The organism is Streptosporangium sp. 'caverna' (assembly GCF_003203775.1).
Classification (GTDB): Bacteria; Actinomycetota; Actinomycetes; order Streptosporangiales; family Streptosporangiaceae; genus Streptosporangium; species Streptosporangium subroseum.
This window is the reverse complement of sequence record NZ_CP029711.1, coordinates 9,661,861-9,681,611: the sequence shown is the minus strand read 5'-3', so window position 1 is coordinate 9,681,611 and position 19,751 is coordinate 9,661,861. Positions and strand designations below refer to the sequence as shown.

The window sequence follows — 19,751 nt, the reverse complement described above, 5'->3', positions numbered from 1 at the left end:
TCTGAAGCGGCAAGATGCCCCGCTGATCTGAGGGCGCCACCGGTCTGGGGTGGGAAGATGCTCCACCGGTTGAGGGCTCCGCCGGTCTCAGGGCTCCGCCGGTCTGGGGTGGGAAGATGCTCCGCCGGTCTGGGGTGGGAAGATGCTCCACCGGTTGAGGGCTCCGCCGGTCTCAGGGCTCCGCCGGTCTGAGGTGGGAAGATGCTCCACCGGTTGAGGGCTCCGCCGGTCTCAGGGCTCCACCGGCCTGAGATGGGAAGACGCTCCACCGGTTGAGGGCTCCGCCGGTCTGAGGGCTCCGCCGGTCTGAGGTGGGAAGATGCTCCACCGGCTTGAACTGGGAAGACATTCCTGCCCGGTCTGACGAAACGCTCGTTACAGCATTCTGGGTAGATCCTTTGTCTGTTCGCTGACCGCCCGATTACTCTGCGCGCTAGCCTCGGCACGTTCCGTATCCATCGGGTAAGGATTCGTGCCTGTGTCTGATAGTCCATCCCCTGCGCGGGTGGTTTTCCTGGGCGGCCTTGGCCGTAGCGGGACCACTTTGCTGGAGCGTCTCCTCGGCGAGGTCCCCGGCATCGCGCCGCTCGGTGAGGTCGTCCACCTCTGGGCCAGGAGCGTGCTGGCGGACGAGGCGTGCGGGTGTCGCGAGCTGTTTGCCGCCTGCCCCTTCTGGTGCAAGGTCGGCGAGCGCGCGTTCGGCGGATGGTCCGAGGAGCAGGCTCGGCGGATGCTCACGCTCAGGTCCCGGGTGGACCGCACCCGACGCATCCCCGTTCTGGCCCGGCTCCTCGCCGAGAAGCAGGCGGTGGCCGGCTGGTGGCCGACGCTCGGCACCGTCGAGCTGGACGAATACGTCGCCACCTACCGCAGCCTGTACGACGCGGCGGGAGAGATCGCTGACTGCCCGGTCGTGGTCGATTCCAGCAAGCATGCCTCTCTGGCCTTCTGCCTCGCGGTGGCCGGAGTCGATGTCCACGTCGTTCACGTGGTCCGTGACCCCCGCGCGGTCGCGCACTCCTGGCACAGGCGGGTGGAGCGCCCCGAGGACGGGCGTCCGATGACCTCATGGTCTCCGGCCCGCACCTCGCTGCACTGGCTGACAGAGAACCTCAGCCTCGAACTCCTGGCCCGCAGCGGCGTCCCGGTCACCCGAGTCCGCTACGAGGACCTGCTCGAAGCACCCGCCAACACGCTCAGGCGGCTGACCGCCAGGATCGGCCTCCCGCCCCGCCTGGGCTTTCTCGCGGACGGTGAAGCCAAGCTCTCGACGGCCCACACGGCCTCTGGCAACCCAATGCGTTTCACGGTCGGCCGAATTCGGCTGACCAGGGACGACGGCTGGCGCACCGCCGCACCGTCCCGACACCGGCACCTGGTCACCGCACTGACCTGGCCGCTCATGATCAAGTACGGCTATCGCCGTGCCCTGCAAGGAGAGATCCGTGTCTGACCGTTCCGTGTTTCCCTCCCGCCCCGAAGGACGGGGCATCCACGCCGGAGGTGTCCGGTGAATCCATCTGTGGGCGTGGTGATTCCCACCCGCGGGCATCGGCCTGACACTCTGCGCTCGGCCGCGCTCGCCGTACTCGGCCAGGACTACCCCGGCGCCGTCGAGGTCGTCATCGTGGTGGACCGTGGCGACCCGATCCAGGTCACCGACCAGATGGCCGACCTCATGTCGGGCCAGGCCCTGACGGCCGGGCGGGAGCAGCCGTTCTCGCGCAGCGCGTGGGTGATGGCCAACCGGCTCAGTCCCGGTCTGCCCGGGACGCGCAACACGGGCATCGCGGCGCTCGGCACCGATCTGGTGGCCTTCTGCGACGACGACGACCAGTGGCTGCCCGGCAAGATCAGTGCCCAGGTCGCCGCATTGGAGGCGGAGCCGGACGCGGAGTTCTCCAGCTGCGCCATCGAGGTCGAGTACGGCTCGCGCCGCGTTCCCCGCCTGGCGGGGACCCAACTGATCACCCGTCAGCACCTGGTGCGCTCGCGTATGGCGATGGTGCACTCCTCGACGTTCCTGTTCCGGCGCGGCGCGCTCTGGGTGGACGAAAGCGCCCCCAACGGCCAGAACGAGGACTGGGATCTGGCATTGCGCGCCGCTGCCCGCCACCCGATCGTGCATGTGGACCGTCCCCTGGTGCGTGTGCGCTGGGGCGGCTCCGCCTACGTGACCCGTTGGGCCGACCGAATCGCCGGGCTGCAGTGGATGCTGGCCCGGCACCCTGATCTGGCCGTGGATCCGCGCGGCGCGGCGCGGATCTACGGTCAGCTTGCCTTCCATCACGCTGCCCTCGGCCAGCGGTGGGAGGCAGGCCGCTGGGCCTGGCGAGCCTTCGCGGCTCGCCGTGGCGAACCCCGCGCACCCATCGCGCTCGCTGTGGCGACGGGCCTTGTCTCGGCTCGGGCCATGCTCGGTCTCCTTCACCACCGAGGGCACGGCATCTGATGCCGCCCACCACAGGTCACAGACCTGCCGCCACCGGCTATGACGCGATGTTGTCCGGGGATGACTCCGCGCCTTTTGGCCGCGATGCGACGTTGTCCGGTCCGGGATCCGCGCCCTTCGGCTATGACGCGATGTTGTCCGGGGATGACTCCGCGCCTTTTGGCCGCGATGCGATGCTGTCCGGTCAAGGTTCCGAGCCTTTCGGGCGCGATGCGATGCTGTCCGGTCGAGACTCCGAGCCTTTCGACCAGGACGCGATGTTGTCCGGACGCGGTGCAAGAGCCACCGGCCAGCATCCTCAGATACCCGGTCTGTCCACCGTCGCTGGACAGACCGGGGCGCCGGTCGCGAGGCAGAGGACGGCGCCCGCCGTTCCTCGCCAGCGGCCGCGGCCCGACAAGGCCACTCGCCGGCGACTGCGCAAGCGCGTGCACGTGGCGGGCATCGGGATCGACCCGATGACCGAGAGCGACGTGGTCGACCACGTGGTCGCCGCGTTGAAGCGCGGCGAGGGCGGCCACATCGTCACACCGAATGTGGACATCAGCCGGATCGTTTCCCGCGATCCGGAGGCGCGTCGGCTCGTCGAAGACGCCGATCTGGCGGTGGCGGACGGCATGCCGCTGGTGTGGGCGGCGAAGTTGCTCGGCACCCCGGTCCCGGGCCGGATCACCGGCGCCGACCTGATCTGGTCTCTGTCGGAGGCCGCCGCCTTCTACCGCTACCCGGTCTACCTGCTGGGCGGTCCGCCGGGCGTGGCCGCTCAGGCGGCGTGCAACCTGATCGGCCGCTATCCGGGACTGGTCGTCGCGGGGGTCGATGCCCCGACGCTCGGGTTCGAGGATGTTCCCGAGAGCTACGCCAGGGTGAGAGACGATGTGATCGCGACCGGGCCTCGGTTGGTCTTCGTCGGGCTCGGCTTTCCCAAGCAGGACCGGCTCATTGCGGCGCTCCGCGAGGACCTGCCCGGCACCTGGTTCGTCGGCTGCGGCTCGGCGATAGCCTTCGCCGCGGGCACCGTCCAGCGAGCCCCGGTCTGGGCGCAGCGCAGCGGCCTGGAGTGGCTCTTCCGCCTGATCAGCGAGCCGGGCAGACTGGCCCGTCGTTACCTGATGGATGACCTGCCGTACGCGCTCCGCCTGCTCACCGTCTCCCTGGTCCGGGGCCTCTTTTCCTGAAAGTCCCGCGAGAAGCTGCCCGCTCTCCTGAAAGCATCTGCGTCATCGACTTTCGTCGCCGGACATTCTGCCCGGACAACTTAGGGCGGATGTTCCGTCCTTCGGGTCGGGAGGGGGCACTTCTTGTGCTTTCTCGTGGTGCGTGGGTGGGGCTCAGCCTCGTGGTGCGCGGATGGGGCTCAACAGGGTTGGGTGTTCCGCGATGGCCACGTGGGATGTGTGTGTTTGAGCGCGGCAGGGCGTTGCCGCATCTGCGCGGGAGGCTTAGGGGTTGCCCGGGCCGGTGAACCGCGAACCGCCGGCACCCGGCCTTCCAACCGGGTGCCGGCGGTTCGCGGCTTTCAAGGCGAGAGGACGTCAGCTCAAAGGGCCTGGCCACCGCGATCGCACCTCGGGAGCAGGGTCGTGAAAATCATCCTGCGCCGCCGGCCTCCGTCGCTTCTGGGCGGGGGCCGGCTCTTCGGCCTGGTCTTCCGTCGCTTCTGGGGGGTCGGCTCTCTGGCCGGGTCTTCCGCCGTTTCTGGGCGGGGCCAGCTCCCCGATCAGGTGGTCTTCCGCGATTTTGTGGCGGGGTCGGTTCCCTGGCCAGGTCTTCCGTTGCTTCGTGGCGGGTCCAGGTGCCTGAGCGGGTCTTCCGTTGCTCTGTGACAGGTCCAGGTGCCTGAGCAGGCCATTCCCTGCTCGGGGTAGGCCGGTGTTCCGATCAGGTTTTCGGTCGTTCCGGGGCGGGCGCCAGTTCTCTGAGCGGGCCTTCCCTCATTCCGGGGCGAAGGCCAGCTCCCTGACCCGGTGGATCTCCTCCTGGCTCAGCCGGGTGGCGGCCGTGGCGAGGGCGCGGCGGGAGTCCATCGGCTGGTATGCCGTGCGGGACAGGCCGCTCCACGCGAAGCCACCCGTGCGCCCCGTGCGGCCGGTGCCGTCGGTGGTGGCCGTACACGCGCGCATGACGCGTTCTTCGGCTCGGGCGGACCAGGTCAGGTCCGACCATTCGTACAGACGGCGGAAGCCCGCCCGTGGATCGGCGGCCAGGTGCTCGTAGTCGGCCAGCAGGACTCCGGGAGACCGGGCCGCCAGGTCGATGGCGGTGGTTCTGGCCGCACGCCAGAGGGCGACGGCCTTGGCGAGGCGGTCCTGCGAGCCGACCAGGAGGCGTAACGCGGAAAGGTGGGGATGGTCGCGGACCAGCAGCGGCTGTTCGAGCAGCTCATGAAAGTAGACCGTCCAGCCGAGCCGCTGCCAGCTGCCGACGAACGACACGGGATCGCGCAGCAGGATGATCACTCGGCAGCCCAGCCGCTCGGCGAACCATCCGGCGGAGAAGAGCGCGAACGGGTCGTCCAGCAACGCCCGGCGCCCGCCCAGCCGTCCCAGCGTGAACGATGTGCCGTACCTGACCATCCTCGCCAGGTCGTACGGTGAACGGTTGCGGCGCAGCTCGGCCAGGAACCCGTAGCGCAGCGCGACGGTGGAGGCGAAGGCGGGCAGCCAGGCATCCTCGTTGTCCGGGCAGATGTACTGGAAACGGTGGGTGACGGTGGTGTTGAGGACACCGGGGGAATGGCCCGGCGGGTGCTCGGGGTTGAGCGGCTCGTTCACGTAGACCAGCTCGCCGCTCGCCGCGAGCATCTTGCCCGTCCAGCTCGTTCCGCTCCTCGGCAACCCGGTCACCAGCACGGGGGTCATGACGCCCGCCACGGCTTCAGCGCGGCCAGGCTGTGGACACCGAAGGGACGCAGGCCGTACAGGCGGTGGATCCGCCAGAGCGGGAGCAGGTTCTTGACCACCATGCCTCCGGCCCAGCCGAGAGCGGCGCCCAGCGCGCCGAAGCCGGGAATCAACAGCACGTCCAGCGCCACGGTCACCGTGATGGCGGCGACCAGGTTGGCCAGGCTGGAACCAGTGCGCCCCGCGGAGGTCAGCACCACGTCGGCCATGCCGCAGGCGGTGGAGAGCATCATCGTCGCGGCCAGTACGAGCGCCACCGGAACACCGGAGGCGTAGCCGTCACCGAAGATGGCGCCGAGCAACCACGGGGCGAGTACGGCGTAGCCCAGCCAGATCGGCCAGGTCATCAGGACGAGCCACATGGCGGCGGATTGGTACAGCTCGCGGGCGCGCGGCAGGTTGCCCTTGGCCAGGGCGCGCACCAGCCTTGGCTGTGTGGCCTGAGCCAGAGCCTGGCCGGCGAGCTGACCCACGACCTTGAACCGGGTGGCGGCGGTGTAGACGGCGGCCTCGGCCGGCCCGGCGAGCATTGCCACGATCACGATGTCGAGCCGCTGGAACACCGCCTGGATCGCGGCGGCCAGCGACCGAGGCCAGGTGTGGCGCCACAGGTCGCGGGCGGTTCCCGGCAGATACGGTGTGTACGGCAGCCGCCGGTGCAGCCAGAGCGAGGCCAGCAGCAGGACCGGCAGGGAGGGCAGCGCCCAGGCGGCGGCAAGCACCGGCACCGACCTCAGGCCCGCCAGCAACGCGGTCCCGACCAGGACAAGCTGGGCCACCGGCTGGAACATGCCGTCCAGCAGCACGGTCGGCCGCATCGCGCCGAACCCACGGGTCGCGCTCACCACGATGCCCGAGCACGTCACCACCGGCAGGGCCACGGCCAGCACGCGCAGCGCGGGGTCGGAGGCGTTGACGAAGACCGCCGCGCCGACGGCCAGTGAGAGCGTCGTGACCGGGACGAGGGCCGCGCGTACGTAACCGGAGGTGCAGCGGTAGCCGAACGGCCGCGAGCGGACGATGAAGTAGATCAGCCCGTTGCCGGCGTCCATCCGCAGGATCGCGGCGACCATCATGCACAGGGCGGTCGCGGCGAAGAAGGCGCCCGCCGTCTCCTGGCCCGCTTCCCGGGTGACCAGAACGACCATCAGGAACTGCGCGACGGCACCGACCCCCGCCCCGGCCAGTCCGGCCAGCCCGCTCCGCGCTGTCCCGTTCAGCCTGGACAGGTTGCCTCGCGCCGTCTCGTTCAATCTGGACAGTCTGTCTCGCGTTGATCCGTTCAGCCTGGACAGGTTGCCTCGCGCCGTCCCGTTGAATCCGGACAGCCCGCCCCGCGCGGTCTCGTTCAATCTGGACAGCCCGCCTCGCGCGGTTCCGTTCAATCTGGACAGGCCGGACAGGCCTGCGGAGATCAACGCCGCCAAGACGGCACCGCGCCGAGCCATGAGCTCAGAAGGGAGTCCTGGCCCTCGAAATGATCGGTCAGCTCGCGGCGGAGCGAGGCGGGCATCGGCGCGGGCCGGGACCGGACGTTGTGCGGCTCGAACACCGGGTCACCGATGTGCGGCAACCCGAGGAACGCCAGCACCCGGTCGTAGACGACCTCCGGCTCGGAGAAGAACCGCCCGCTGTCCAGGACGAGCAGCCGTTCCCGGCCGACCAGCGGTTCGAGCCGGGCGAGCTGCTCGGCGTAGCGGCCCCTGGCGAGGTAGGCGAGGTGCCGGTGGGCGTGATTCGTCGAGTGCGGGAAGGCGCGCAGGTCGTCCTCGACCCCGGCCAGCCGCTCCTCCTCCAGCTCCACAGCTCTGGCGAAGGAGGTCTCGGTCTCGAAACCTCTGGCCAGCTCGTGCGCGTGAGCCGAGAAGGCGCGCTCGACCGGGTCGCGAGTCAGCACGATCAGCTTCACACCGGGCAGGTCCCAGGCGATCCGGGCGCCGGCCAGCGGGTGGAACAGATAGTAGGGCGAGGACTCGAACGCCTGGGGGCGGTAGCCGTACCTGTATGCCAGCCGGGAGACTCGCGGCCGCAGCGGGAAGTGCGCTCGATACCACGGCAGGCCCTGGTCATAGGCCATGTCGAAGTAGTGCACGCCCTTGTGGAGCACGGGCTTGAGCAATAGCGGGTGCTGCGACAGAGCCCGGTAGAGGGAGGTTGTGCCGCAACGCTGCGCTCCGATGATGAGGAAGGAGGGCAGGACCCTGCTCCCGGCGGTGAGACGCCCGGCGGCTCGCGACATGGTGTGGACGGAACACTTCAAGGTGCGCATCACACCAGAACCTCCTGATGGTCGACGACGGGATTGAGCCAGCGGGCGGGCGGGCCGAGAGGCTCATGGCCGTCGGCCGCGTGCCGGTCCGCGAGCGTGATCAGGTAGTGGATCGCGGTCAGCCGGGCTTCCGCGGCGGACAGGCCGAACGGGGCGAGGGTCGGCAGGGCCTGCGCCAGGCAGGTCATGGCCGCGGCGGCCGGATCCGTACGGCGCAGGGCACGGTGGAAGAAGTGATGGACGGCGTCGAAGCCGAGCGGCACCCCGGTGCCGAACCGCTCCCAGTCCCATACCAGCAGCCGCTCGTCGGCCCCTCGCGCGATGTTCCACGGCGCGAAGTCCCCGTGCCAGGTGAACAGGCGGCCACGCGACGGGGAACTCGGGTGCTGGGGGCCGGAGGGCAGGGGTCGGGGAGGCCGGGACCGCGCGGGCTCAGGGCTGGAGGGCTGGGAACGAGGGGGTTGGAGGCCGGGAGGCCGGGAGGCCGGGAGCTCAGGGCTGGAGGGCCGGTGGCCATGAGTCTGGGACCCCGGGCGCTGAGGGCCGGAGGGCTGGGAACGAGGGGGTTGGATGACCGGAGGTTGGAGGCCGGGAGGCCGGGAGGCCGGAATGCGGGCGATCTCGGCGATCGCGTCGACGAGCAGACTCTCGGGAATCGGACCCCGCCGTACGGGAAGCGGAGTCAGCGCGAGCACGGACAGGCCGCGCCAGGACCCGTAGTGCAGCACGGTCGGCGGGACGACGATCTTCAGTGGCATGCCGGCGAGCAGGTCGAGGGTCCGTGCCTCGTTCGCGATGAGCTCGCGGGCACGGTCGGTGTCGCCGATCTTCACGAAGGCGACCGGCCCGTCGGGGGCGTGGACCTCCAGGAGCGGCTTGCGGTTGGCCCGCCTGGCCGGGCGGACGTGCAGCACGACGCGGACGGGGGTGCCGAGCACCTCGCGCAGGTAGGTCTCGATGCCGCCCTCCCCCGAGGGGACCATGACCTTTCCACCGAGATGCCACCACGCGCGGGGAACCAGCCTGCGGGGGAGCAGGCGATGGGGGAGCAGGGTGTAGGGCCGGGCCTCGCCGGGACCGGGGAACAGCAGGTTGATCGTCTGGTCGAGATAGCGCAGACGGATGCGGGCGTCGTTCATTCCTCTCCCCGGCCGTGGCTCCGTCGCTCAGGTGAAGAAGGGAGCGGGGAACGACCCGGCACCCGGATCTCCTCCCACCCATCTCGCGTGGCGGATATCGCATCGCGGGGTCCGTGAGCCGGTTCCTCCCTGCTCGTCATCGAGTTCCTCCAGAGCAGCGCGAATGAGATGAGATACAGGCTGAGCGGCGTGACCAGCCCGTCGTAGACGAACATGTAGAGAAGGGTGAGGATCATCACCAGGACCCCGGCCATGCCGATCGGGCTCCGGTCAGGCCAGTGGCGGCGGATGGCCCCGGCGAAGAACGCCACGTAGAGGGCGGCCCCGGCGAATCCCTGGGTGATCATCAGGTGCCAGAGCTGGCCGTCGCTGCCCAGTGGCGGATGGCCGCAGGTGGGGCACCAGCCGGTCTTGCCGGTGGTGATCGTCCGGTGGTTGCCCATCGCGTTGCGGGTGTTGCCGTAGCCGATGAGCGGCGAGGTGCCGGCGGCGGCGATGGTCGCCGACACGGTGAAGGCGCGGATGTCGTTGCTGTGCGGGCTGTCCAGCCGCTGGGCCACCATCGTCTGAAGGGGACTGAGGAAGAACATCAGCGCCCCGGCGGCGACGGCGGAGCCGACCGCGATGCGGGCCCGCGCGCCCAGGCGGAGGAACAGGTAGGCGCATGCGATGCCCAGGCCGATCCAGAGGCCGCGGTTGAGCGAGTAGACGATCGGGATGGCGGCCAGAACGACCAGCGGGACCGCGGCCAGACGCCTGCGCCGCCCGCCGTACACCCACCAGCCGACCACGAACCAGATGAGCAGCACCGAGACGTTGCTTCCCCAGGCGTTGGCCCACTCGAACGGCGCCTCCGGGCGGGGGGAGGCGTGGCCGAGGACCTTCTGCATCTGGGCCGCGGTGGGGTGGATCAGGTTCCGGACGAAGGAGTTGCCGCTGATCCACTCGGGCAGGATCCACTCGATCGGCGAGGTGAACTCGACACGCGGCGCGAACACGCCCAGCAGACCGCCGGCGACGGTCGCGACGAACATCGCGCCGAGCATGCGCACCAGCATGAGCTGCGGCAGCTCGCTTTCCGTCAGGTTGCCCAGGTAGAGCACCATGATCATTAATGAGGCGTAGAGGGCCAGGCGCATGAGGTAGCCGAGCATCCGTCCAGCGGAGAACTCGCCGTAGGTGTCCGGCGGCATCTCGCCGAGCATGAGTGCGCTGATCACATATCCCGCCAGGAGCAGCAGCCAGAGCCCGAACCCACGCGGCGCCCTGATCGGTCGTCTCCGCAGGAGGATCAGCAACATCCACGGGGCCAGCACGATCACCGCCAGGCCGCCGAAACCCAGCGCCCACCACAGCGGATACGCCACCAGCAGCGCGGCGATCGGCCAGGCCGCCCGGTGCGGGACCGTCACGGCCGGGGAGTCGTCCGCGAGGCCGCCGACGGCGGCGCCTGCGGAGGAGTCGCCCTGCGGGATCCGGGCACGGATCGGCTGCGGCCCTTCAGACCGGTGGACGGCGGCTCGGCTCCATGGGCCGCTTCGGCGGTCTCCGGGTGGGGAGGGGCCGTCGGAAGCCTGTCCTGCTCTGGCCGGGGAGGGATGACCTGGAGCATGTCCCCTTCCAGATAAGGAGAGGAGGCCGAGATTCTGTCGCGTTCCATGTGGGGGGCGTCGGCCGGGATGTTGTCCCACTTCGAGCGGGGAGGGACAAACGGGAGCCTGTCCCGCTCCGGCTGGGGAGGAGTGGCCGGGATCCTGTCTCGCTCCGGATAGGGAGAGGGGGCCGGGATGCGGTCCCGCTCCGGGTGGGGAGGGGCGGCGGGGACCCTGCTTCGGTTGGTGATCAGGGTGCCGAGCACCGGGGTTTCGTGCTCGTGCAGGCTGCGCGCGGCACGCGCCACCTCGCGTGAGGACGCCCCGGGCATGGTGGCCGCACCTGCGGGTCCGTCCGGCCTCTCTCCACCGGCGGTGCCGGTGCCGGCCGGTCGCCTGGTGCGGGGTTTCCTGCGAAGCCTGGTGCCGAGGCGGTCGCGGAGCCAGGCGGCCCCGACCCCGGAGAGCAGCCCGGCCATGAGGCCGCCGCCGAGGTGGAGGGGAGGGCTGGGCGCGCTGGGTTCGGTGGGCGCCACCGCGTCGCTGATCACCGATCCGGGAATGACGGCGACGGTCTTGAACGCGTCGTATTTGGCGGTGAGGGTGTAGCTCTGGCGGCTCAGGACTTTCTGCTGCTGCAGGGCGATGGTCCGCTCCGCCGTGCCCTTCGCCAGCCCCGGCAGCGTGGCGGCCACCTTGGCCAGACCCGCGTTGACCTGCTTCAACTTGATGAGGAGCACCTTGAGCTGGGCGGTCAGAGCGCCCGTGGAGGACTCACTCCGGTAGGCCAGGTAGGCGCGGGCATAGGCGTTCGCTCCGGCGGCCGCGGCTGCCGGAGCATCGGCGGTGTAGGAGATCTGCAGGACCGAGGTGTTGGGGGGAACGGAGACCTCGACGGGCCCGGGAATGCCTTTGAGCACCCTCTCGGCCTTCTTGGCGACCACAGCGGACTGGACGATCTGGGCCTCGGTGTCGAGGTTGAGTGATTCTCGTTGCCGGCTGGTGACCTGGTTGGTCTGCTCCTGCGGGCCCGTCGTGACGACCAGGACCTGGGCGAACGCGGTGTAGGCGGAGGGCGCGGCCACCAGGGTGACCACGCCGCCGCCGACTCCGGCCGCGAGAAGGAGCAGAAAGATCGGCCATTGACGGCGGAGAAGGGACGCGTAGTCCGCCAGATCTCCGCCGGAGCGGTGAACGAGGGCGTCCGGCGAAGGGCTCATGCGCAGGGGTCCCTCTCGGGCGGAATCGGTTTCGGAACCTACGAACTAATCCTCAGAACTATAGGTTGGCTTTCCATTTTACTGGCCCAATATGCAAGATTTTCTTCGTAGTGATCTCGCCAATCACGGCGCGATAAATATCGTTTATACGATATTTCCCATCTATTGCCATGGGGTTCGGGAACGGACCTGCAAAGTCTGCGACATCGCACGTCCTGGTGGTGGGAGGGTGTGCTCCCGAAGGGCTGGAAAATGTGCACGTTGAACATCTGCGAGGAACCGTTGTATCGGACAAATACCGATTTAAGACTTATTTCGCGGGGAGCCGGAATCGGCGGATCGCGATTCGTCCTGGCATCGGGACTGGGCGCGCTCGCATTGGGCGGGGCGGGGCTGAGCGGGTGCAGCGGGGCCTCGGGCGTCTCGGAGAAGCCGGCCGTTTCGGCAGGGGCGGAGACGTCGGTGAGCCCATGGGTGCCGGGGCAGCCGTCGGCGCCCGCCCAGGCCGAGATCGGTGGCCTGCCGAGCGCCTATCCGACGGCGTCCGCCTGCGAGGTCACCGCCAAGCTCATCCCCTCGTGCGGGGCCTGGTGGGGAGTCGCGCCGGAGGTCTTCACCGGGAGAAGTCCCGGGCAGGCGCTGAAGCGCGCGGAGAAACGCATGGGCCGCCCGGCCGACATCGTCCACGTCTACCACCGGGAGCAGGATCTCTTCCCGACCGCCGAGGAGCGGGCGATCGCCCGCGACCAGGTCGGCAACAGGCTCCTGCTGATCAACTGGAAGCCGTCCTTCGACCGCACCTGGGCGGAGATCGCCCGGGGCGCGCTGGACGAGCGGATCGACCGGCTGGCCGGCCACATCAGGAAGAACTTCCCCCAGAGGTTCTTCCTGACCGTTCATCACGAACCGGAGAACGACGTACGGGAGCGGCCCGCCTCGGGAATGACCGCCGACGACTACGCGGCGATGTTCCGGCACGTGGTGCTGCGCCTGCGCCAGAAGGGCGTGGACAACGCGGTCACGGTGATGACCTACATGGGCGCGCCCAACTGGGCGGCCAAACCCTGGTTCGAGAAGCTCTACCCCGGCGACGACGTGGTCGACTGGGTGGCCATGGACCCCTATGTCGACGACAAGGTCCAGTCCTTCGACGGGCTGGTCAACAAGGCCCGTGAGGGGTTCGACGAATGGCCCGGGTTCTACCGCTGGATGCAGGCGCGCTTCCCCGGCAAGCCCGTCATGGTCGCCGAGTGGGGTGTGTTCGAGCGCTACGACCAGCCCCGGTTCAAGGAGTCGTTCTTCACATCGGTGCGCCAGGAGATGCGGGACTATCCGCAGATCAAGGCGCTGGTCTACTTCGACTCACCGCACGCCCCCCGGGGGGACACCCGTTTCGACACCACCCCCGGCGGGCTCAGAGCCTTCGGCGACCTCGCCGACGATCCCTACCTCCGCGCCGCCGCGGTTCCGCAGAAGTGACCACCCGCCGACTCCGGCGGCCACCGCGGCGCCCAGGATCCAGAGCGTGGCGGTGTTGCTCACCTCGAGGAGCTTGAGCGCCGAGGCCAGCAGCACCACCGCGAGCAGCGCCCGGATGATTCCGCCGGGTGCCCGGGAGGAGATGCGCGCTCCCAGATAGACGCCGGGGATCGAGCCGACCAGCAGCGAAGCGGTGACGTCCAGCTTGAAGTCGCCGAACAGCAGGTGACCGAGGGCGGCCGAGGCGACCAGCGGGACGGCCTGGACCAGGTCGGTCCCGACGAGCTGGTTGGCCTTCAGCGCCGGGTAGAGCATGAGCAGCGCCACGATGATCAGCGATCCCGAGCCCACGGATGAGATGCCGACGACCAGGCCGCCAACCATACCGACCAGTAAGGTCGGAATTGGGCGCACGATGATATTCCCGAGGTCCTCCGAGACCGCCCCTTCGCGCCGCGCGAGGACGGCCTTGACGACCAGTCCGGCGACGGCCAGCAGGAGCGCGATGCCCAGGGCATATTTGATCGTCTGCTGGACCTGCTCGCCGTCCCCGAAGGCCCTCGCCACGAGCACCCCGCAGAAGGCCGCCGGCACCGATCCGGCGCACAGCCAGCCGACCAGCCGCAGGTTGACCGTGCCCCGCCGCATGTGGACGGCCCCGCCCACCGGCTTCATGATGGCCGAGGCGACCAGGTCGCTGGAGACGGCCGCCAGGGGTGGCACGTTGAAGAACAACATCATCATCGGCGTCATCAGCGCGCCGCCGCCCATGCCGGTCAGGCCGATGATGATCGCCACCAGGAACGACCCGACGGCGAGAGGGATGTCGATGCCCATCGGCCTTCAGTGCTCCTCGTCCGCCTGACGGAAACGATCGTCCAAGCAAAGCCCGTTCAAGTGCTGTCCGCTTAAGGGCTGTCCGTTCAAGGGGCGACCGCTCAAGAGACGCCCGCTCAACGGATCCAGCCGCCCTGGATCAGCGGATCCAGCACCTGGTGAACCGCCTGTTCCACGCTGATGTCGGTGGTGTCGATCTCCAGGTCGGCGTCTTCCGGCTCCTCGTACGGATCGGAGATCCCGGTGAACCCGGGGATCAGCCCGGCGCGGGCCTTGGCGTAGAGGCCCTTGCGGTCGCGGCGCTCGCACTCCTCCAGCGGCGTGGACACGTGGACCAGCAGGAAGTCGGCGCCGACGCCCTCGACCATCGTGCGGACCTCGTCCCGGGTGGCGGCGTAGGGGGCGATGGGCGCGCAGATCGCCAGCCCGCCGTGCCTGGCGGCCTCGGCGGCGACGAATCCGATCCGGCGGATGTTGAGGTCGCGGTCTTCCTTGGAGAAGGTCAGCCCCGCCGACAGCAGGTGGCGGACCACGTCGCCGTCGAGATGGGTCACCGTACGGCTCCCGCGCTCCAGCAGCGCGTCGCGCAGCCCCCGGGCGACGGTGGACTTGCCGGAGCCGGACAGCCCGGTGAAGAAGACCACCAGCCCTCGCCGGTGCGGAGGCCCGGGAAGCGTGATGGGCTCGGGCCCGGCCAGGTGCTCGGTCGCGCCGTAGGCCTCGGCCACGTGCTCGCGCAGCTCCAGGTCGATGGAGGGCTCCTCCCGGGGCGCCAGCGGCACCACGGCCACGAGCGTGCCCTCGGGTAGCCGGTCACGGGCCTTGAGCGCGGCCCGGACCACGGCGGGGCCGCCCTCGCCGAACGCCAGGGGGAGCAGCAGGATCGTCGCCTCCAGCTCCTCGGCGATCGCGGTGATCTCGTCCAGGTTGTCCAGCGGGCCGCGCATGGTGACCGCCAGGACGTCCTGCTCGCCCAGCTCCTTGCGGATCTCGGCCGGGCTGCGGCGGAGCCGGGCGAACGGCCCGTGCTCGGGTGTGCCCAGGGACTCCACCGGGCCGGCGACAAAACCGTCCTGCCGTTCGGTGACGGTCAGCACGGCGAGCGCGGCGCCCTCGGGGTCGCGGAGGGTGACCTGGTCACCGGGGGCGGCCGGATGGTCGTCGGGAAGGGTGAACGTGACGGGCGCGGGCCACGGCGTGCCGTCGGCCAGCGTGCCGTGCTCGTCCACCGAGTGCGCGTCGGCCGAACTCAGAAAGCCCTTCAGCGGATGGAAGGCGCCGGAGAGCAGCAACTCCAGATCTGCGAGCTCGCGGGCGTCGGGGGTCCATTCGAAAGGCGCCGTCATTTGCTCCACAATCCCGATCGACTTAGTCGAATTTCGTCACTCTACCTACTCCAGTTGTCCCACATCGACCGGGTGACTCTCAGATCAACCGGGCGAAGTGATTCTGGGGCTTGCGGATCACCATGGTTATCTCGTCGTGCGAGGCGGGCCGCCGTCCCCTGGAGAGGATCTCCACCACCGAGCAGGCGGCACGGACCAGCTTACCGAGAGGCCCGCCCAGCGCCGGCCCGCTGGTCGCGAACACGTCGTCCGTCACCATCAGCCCGCGCATCAGGCAGAAGGAGTGCATCCCCTCGCGCGAGGCGACCTGATCGTAGACGGCGGGCAACGGGCCCACCGTGCCGGCGGGGACGAACCTGCGCCAGAGCATCCGCCGCAGCGCGGAGGGCATCAGCCGGTCGCACGTCCCGTAGGCCGACGTCCGGTCGCGCATCCGGATCAGCAGCAGCCCGCCCGGCCGCAGGCCGGTGAGCATCCGGTCGAGCACCAGCTCGGGATGCTCGATCCGCTCCAGCAGGAACGACACGTAGACGACGTCGAACGACCGCGGGGGCATCGGCACCGACCGCAGGTCGCCCAGCGTCCAGGAGTCGATGCCCTTGCGGGCGGACATGCACGCCCGCAGCGCCGGCAGGTCCTCGTCGATCCCGACGACCCGGGTCTCCGACTGCGCGGGCTCCAGCGCGTTGGGCCAGCCGCACCCGGCGATCAGGACGTCGAGCCGCCGGCCGAACTGGCCGATCCGCTGCTCCCGGACGCGCCGACTCAACAGGTCGTCTCGCGCGACGACCGACCTCACCTCAGACATGCCACCGAGAGTAGTCAATCACTCACGATTAGTAGTGCATTTCCGGCTCCTTACGGGTGAGAGCGCCAGTGCAAGTAACCTTGGGCGGTACCCCCGTGCCCTTTCCGGCCGGGGCCTGTCGTGTTGCCGTCGTGGGGCTGTGGGCGAATCTGATGAGCCTTTCCGGACTGCTGGACCTTGTCGTTGGGGAATCGAAACTGGCTGGCGTCCTCGAGGACGTGCGCGGGGGTGACTCCTCCGACGTCGCGCTGATCGCGCCGCCCGCGCTGCGTCCCTTCGCCGTGGCCGCGCTGGCCAGAGAGGGCGCCAAGGGGACGGCGCGGACCGTGCTCGCGGTGACCGCCACCGGGCGCGAGGCCGAGGACCTCGCCTCGGCGCTCACCAGCCTCCTGGACGAGAACGCGGTCGCGGTCTTCCCCGCCTGGGAGACGCTGCCTCACGAGCGCCTGTCGCCGCGCAGCGACACCGTCGGCCAGCGCCTCGCCGTACTGCGCAGGCTGGCCCACCCGATCGAGGGAGACCTCTCGGCGGGGCCGCTGCACGTGATCGTCGCGCCGATCAGGGCGCTGCTCCAGCCGATCGTGCGCGGTCTGGGCGACCTCCAGCCGGTACGGCTGCGCGCCGGCGACGACATCGACCTCGAAGGCGTCGTCCACAGGCTTGTGGAGAACGGCTACCACCGGGTCGACATGGTGGAGAAGCGCGGTGAGGTGGCCGTCAGAGGCGGTCTGCTGGACGTCTTCCCGCCGACCGAGGAGCACCCGCTGCGGCTGGAGTTCTGGGGCGACACCGTCGAGGAGATCCGCTGGTTCAAGGTCGCCGACCAGCGGTCGCTGGAGGTGGCGGAGGACGGCCTGTTCGCCGCTCCCTGCCGGGAGATGCTGCTGACGGACGAGGTGAGGCAGCGGGCGCGGGAGCTCGCCGAGGAGCACCCTTCGCTGGCCGAGATCCTGGAGCAGCTGGCCGAGGGCGTTCCGATGGAGGGCATGGAGGCGTTCGCGCCGGTGCTCTCCGGGGAGATGGACCTGCTGATCGATCACCTGCCGGGGCAGGCGGCGGTGTTCGTGTGCGACCCGGAGCGCATCCGCAGCCGCGCCGACGAGCTCGTGCGGACCAGCCAGGAGTTCCTGGAGGCGTCCTGGATCAACGCCGCGTCCGGGGGAGAGGCACCGATCGACCTGGGAGCGGCGGCGTTCCGCACGCTGGAGGACATCCGCGACCACGCGCGCGAGCTCGGCCAGCCCTGGTGGTCGATCGCGCCGTTCGGCGGCGACGACCTCGGTGGGGGGCTGCTCCTGGAGGCACAGGAGTCGGAGGCCTACCGGGGAGACACCGAGCGGGCGCTGACCGACATCAAGGGCTGGCTGGCCGACGACAAGGTCGTCGTCCTGCTCAGCGAGGGCCACGGTCCCGCGGAGCGGATGGTCGAGCTGCTCAAGGGCGTGGACCTGCCCGCGCGGCTGGAGAGGGGCCTCGACCGGGCTCCGGAGTCCAGGGTCGTCCACGTCACCACCGGTCTGGTCGAGCACGGCTTCGTCACCCCGCAGCTGGCCGTGCTGACCCACCTCGACCTGGTCGGGCAGAAGGCGTCCACCAAGGACATGCGGCGGCTGCCGTCGCGGCGCCGCAACATGGTCGACCCGCTCCAGCTCAAGGTCGGCGACCACGTGGTGCACGAGCAGCACGGCGTGGGCCGCTACGTCGAGATGGTGCAGCGGACCGTGCAGGGCGCCACCCGCGAATACCTCGTGATCGAGTACGCCAAGGGCGACCGGCTCTACGTGCCGACCGACCAGCTCGACGAGGTGACCCGCTACGTCGGCGGCGAGTCGCCCACGCTCAACCGGATGGGCGGCGGCGACTGGGCCAAGGCCAAGACCAAGGCGAAGAAGGCGGTCAAGGAGATCGCCGGGGAGCTGATCCGCCTCTACTCCGCGCGGATGGCCTCGCCGGGGCACGCGTTCGCGCCGGACACGCCGTGGCAGCGGGAGATGGAGGACGCCTTCCCCTACGCCGAGACCGGCGACCAGCTGGAGGCCATCGACGAGGTCAAGCGCGACATGGAGCGCCCGATCCCGATGGACCGGCTGATCTGCGGCGACGTCGGCTACGGCAAGACCGAGATCGCGGTGCGGGCGGCGTTCAAGGCCGTGCAGGACGGCAAGCAGGTGGCCGTGCTGGTGCCCACCACGCTGCTGGTCCAGCAGCACATGTCCACCTTCGCCGAGCGGTTCTCCGGGTTCCCGCTGAACGTCAGGCCCATGTCGCGGTTCCAGAGCGACGGCGAGGTCAAGGAGACCATGCTGGGTCTCACCGAGGGCTCGGTGGACGTGGTGATCGGCACGCACCGGCTGTTCTCGCCGGAGATCAGGTTCAAGCAGCTCGGCCTGATCATCATCGACGAGGAGCAGCGGTTCGGCGTCGAGCACAAGGAGGCCATGAAGCACCTGCGGACGCAGGTCGACGTGCTGGCCATGTCGGCGACGCCGATCCCCCGCACGCTGGAGATGGGCCTCACCGGCATCCGCGAGATGTCCACGATCCTCACCCCGCCGGAGGAGCGGCACCCGATCCTCACTTTCGTCGGCCCCTACGACGAGAAGCAGATCGGCGCCGCGATCCGGCGCGAGCTGATGCGCGACGGCCAGACCTTCTTCGTCCACAACCGCGTCGCGAGCATCAACAAGGTCGCGGCCATGCTGCACGAGCTCGTGCCCGAGGCCAGGATCGCCGTCGCGCACGGCCAGATGCAGGAGCATCAGCTTGAGAGGATCATGGTGGGCTTCTGGGAGCGCGACTTCGACGTGCTCGTCTGCACCACGATCGTCGAATCCGGGCTGGACGTGCCCAACGCCAACACCCTGATCGTGGACCGGGCCGACAACTACGGGCTCTCCCAGCTCCACCAGCTCCGCGGCCGGGTCGGCCGGGGGCGCGAGCGCGGCTACGCCTACTTCCTGTACCCGCCGGAGAAGCCGCTCACCGAGACCGCCCACGAGCGTCTGGCCACCATCTCGCAGCACACCGAGATGGGCGCGGGCATGTACGTGGCGATGAAGGACCTGGAGATCCGCGGCGCGGGCAACATCCTGGGCGCCGAGCAGTCGGGCTTCATCGCGGGCGTCGGCTTCGACCTCTACGTGCGCATGATGGCGGAGGCCGTACAGGAGCAGAAGGCAAAGCTGTCGGGCGAGGACCAGGAGGAGGAGCGGCCGGACGTCAAGGTCGAGCTGCCGATCAACGCCCACATCCCGCACGAGTACGTGACCTCCGAGCGACTGCGCCTGGAGGCCTACAGGCGGATCGCCGGGATCGGCTCCGACGCCGATGTCGCCGCGGTGCGCGAGGAGCTCGTCGACCGGTACGGCAAGCCGCCGCAGGAGGTGGAGAACCTCCTGGAGGTCGCCCGCTTCCGGATCCGTGCCCGCAGGGGCGGGCTCACCGACGTCACCCTGCAGGGCCAGCACGTCAGGTTCGCTCCGGTGGCGCTCAGGGACTCCCAGCAGGTCAGGCTCGAACGGCTGTACCCGAAAGCACTGCTGAAGCAGGCAGCCGGTACCTTGCTGGTGCCGGTACCCAAGACCAGGCCGCTCGGCGGACAGCCGCTGCGCGACCTGGATCTGCTCAAGTGGTGTGGCGATCTGGTCGAGGCCATGTTCCTCGAGAGCATGCCGGTAAAGTAAGCGACGTTTGTCGTGAAGGGAAC

Annotated in this window: 14 protein-coding genes; 5 read left to right on the top strand and 9 right to left on the bottom strand. The window is 69.6% G+C overall.

Annotated features, from left to right (window positions below; genetic code table 11):
• The first annotated feature begins 478 nt into the window (after window positions 1–478).
• The 3 genes from DKM19_RS41605 to DKM19_RS41595 all read left to right on the top strand — a co-directional run bounded on the left by DKM19_RS41605 (window position 479) and on the right by DKM19_RS41595 (window position 3,630).
• Window positions 479–1,453, top strand: a complete 975-nt coding sequence (locus DKM19_RS41605) for a sulfotransferase (RefSeq protein ID WP_110703774.1) — start codon at window positions 479–481, stop codon at window positions 1,451–1,453.
• 57 nt (window positions 1,454–1,510) lie between these two features.
• A complete protein-coding gene (locus DKM19_RS41600; RefSeq protein ID WP_110703773.1) occupies window positions 1,511–2,452 on the top strand; it encodes a glycosyltransferase family 2 protein in 942 nt (313 codons plus the stop codon).
• Window positions 2,453–2,910: 458 nt separating this feature from the next.
• Window positions 2,911–3,630, top strand: a complete 720-nt coding sequence (locus DKM19_RS41595; protein WP_239513880.1) for a WecB/TagA/CpsF family glycosyltransferase — start codon at window positions 2,911–2,913, stop codon at window positions 3,628–3,630.
• A gap of 756 nt (window positions 3,631–4,386) precedes the next feature.
• Here DKM19_RS41595 and DKM19_RS41590 read toward each other — a convergent pair.
• The 6 genes from DKM19_RS41590 to DKM19_RS41565 all read right to left on the bottom strand — a co-directional run bounded on the left by DKM19_RS41590 (window position 4,387) and on the right by DKM19_RS41565 (window position 11,575).
• Window positions 4,387–5,313: a sulfotransferase gene (locus DKM19_RS41590; RefSeq protein ID WP_110706360.1), complete on the bottom strand. Its 927-nt coding sequence runs from the start codon at window positions 5,311–5,313 to the stop codon at window positions 4,387–4,389.
• Window positions 5,310–6,707 carry a lipopolysaccharide biosynthesis protein gene (locus DKM19_RS41585; RefSeq protein ID WP_239513879.1) on the bottom strand — a complete coding sequence of 466 codons (1,398 nt, stop codon included), beginning with the start codon at window positions 6,705–6,707 and terminating at the stop codon, window positions 5,310–5,312. Before DKM19_RS41585 ends, DKM19_RS41590 begins: the two co-directional genes overlap by 4 nt.
• 62 nt (window positions 6,708–6,769) lie before the next feature.
• The gene (locus tag DKM19_RS41580; protein WP_110703771.1) at window positions 6,770–7,624 is read right to left on the bottom strand and encodes a sulfotransferase; all 855 of its coding nucleotides are present in this window, start codon (window positions 7,622–7,624) and stop codon (window positions 6,770–6,772) included.
• Window positions 7,624–8,763, bottom strand: a complete 1,140-nt coding sequence (locus DKM19_RS41575; RefSeq protein ID WP_110703769.1) for a phosphotransferase — start codon at window positions 8,761–8,763, stop codon at window positions 7,624–7,626. The genes DKM19_RS41580 and DKM19_RS41575 overlap by 1 nt, the downstream gene beginning before the upstream one ends.
• Window positions 8,760–10,175, bottom strand: a complete 1,416-nt coding sequence (locus DKM19_RS41570) for an O-antigen ligase (RefSeq protein ID WP_239513878.1) — start codon at window positions 10,173–10,175, stop codon at window positions 8,760–8,762. Before DKM19_RS41570 ends, DKM19_RS41575 begins: the two co-directional genes overlap by 4 nt.
• Window positions 10,172–11,575, bottom strand: a complete 1,404-nt coding sequence (locus DKM19_RS41565) for a Wzz/FepE/Etk N-terminal domain-containing protein (protein ID WP_110703767.1) — start codon at window positions 11,573–11,575, stop codon at window positions 10,172–10,174. Before DKM19_RS41565 ends, DKM19_RS41570 begins: the two co-directional genes overlap by 4 nt.
• Before the next feature lie 462 nt (window positions 11,576–12,037).
• On the opposite strand from DKM19_RS41565, the gene DKM19_RS41560 reads away from it, so the two are divergent.
• On the top strand, window positions 12,038–13,054 hold the full coding sequence (locus DKM19_RS41560; protein ID WP_162642153.1) for a glycoside hydrolase family 26 protein: 1,017 nt from the start codon (window positions 12,038–12,040) through the stop codon (window positions 13,052–13,054).
• Here the strand turns inward: DKM19_RS41560 and DKM19_RS41555 are convergent.
• From DKM19_RS41555 to DKM19_RS41545, 3 genes are all read right to left on the bottom strand, one after another.
• Window positions 12,938–13,891 carry a sulfite exporter TauE/SafE family protein gene (locus tag DKM19_RS41555; RefSeq protein WP_110703764.1) on the bottom strand — a complete coding sequence of 318 codons (954 nt, stop codon included), beginning with the start codon at window positions 13,889–13,891 and terminating at the stop codon, window positions 12,938–12,940. The genes DKM19_RS41560 and DKM19_RS41555 overlap by 117 nt on opposite strands.
• A gap of 116 nt (window positions 13,892–14,007) precedes the next feature.
• On the bottom strand, window positions 14,008–15,237 hold the full coding sequence (gene cysC / locus DKM19_RS41550) for an adenylyl-sulfate kinase (protein ID WP_110703762.1): 1,230 nt from the start codon (window positions 15,235–15,237) through the stop codon (window positions 14,008–14,010).
• A gap of 79 nt (window positions 15,238–15,316) precedes the next feature.
• Window positions 15,317–16,006 carry a bifunctional 2-polyprenyl-6-hydroxyphenol methylase/3-demethylubiquinol 3-O-methyltransferase UbiG gene (locus tag DKM19_RS41545; protein WP_239513877.1) on the bottom strand — a complete coding sequence of 230 codons (690 nt, stop codon included), beginning with the start codon at window positions 16,004–16,006 and terminating at the stop codon, window positions 15,317–15,319.
• Between the two features lie 191 nt (window positions 16,007–16,197).
• Between DKM19_RS41545 and mfd the strand changes: the two genes are divergently transcribed.
• Entirely contained in the window at window positions 16,198–19,728 is a 3,531-nt protein-coding gene (gene mfd, locus DKM19_RS41540; RefSeq protein WP_110703756.1) for a transcription-repair coupling factor, read from the top strand.
• The last annotated feature ends 23 nt before the right edge of the window (window positions 19,729–19,751 follow it).

Excerpts from the sequence above, each read along its gene's own strand:
- mfd (WP_110703756.1), top strand. The coding sequence starts at position 16,198 with ATGAGCCTTTCCGGACTGCTGGACCTTGTCGTTGGGGAATCGAAACTG.
- DKM19_RS41580 (WP_110703771.1), bottom strand. The coding sequence starts at position 7,624 with ATGCGCACCTTGAAGTGTTCCGTCCACACCATGTCGCGAGCCGCCGGG.
- DKM19_RS41555 (WP_110703764.1), bottom strand. The coding sequence starts at position 13,891 with ATGGGCATCGACATCCCTCTCGCCGTCGGGTCGTTCCTGGTGGCGATC.
- DKM19_RS41595 (WP_239513880.1), top strand. The coding sequence starts at position 2,911 with ATGACCGAGAGCGACGTGGTCGACCACGTGGTCGCCGCGTTGAAGCGC.
- DKM19_RS41590 (WP_110706360.1), bottom strand. The coding sequence starts at position 5,313 with ATGACCCCCGTGCTGGTGACCGGGTTGCCGAGGAGCGGAACGAGCTGG.
- cysC (WP_110703762.1), bottom strand. The coding sequence starts at position 15,237 with ATGACGGCGCCTTTCGAATGGACCCCCGACGCCCGCGAGCTCGCAGAT.
- DKM19_RS41575 (WP_110703769.1), bottom strand. The coding sequence starts at position 8,763 with ATGAACGACGCCCGCATCCGTCTGCGCTATCTCGACCAGACGATCAAC.
- DKM19_RS41565 (WP_110703767.1), bottom strand. The coding sequence starts at position 11,575 with ATGAGCCCTTCGCCGGACGCCCTCGTTCACCGCTCCGGCGGAGATCTG.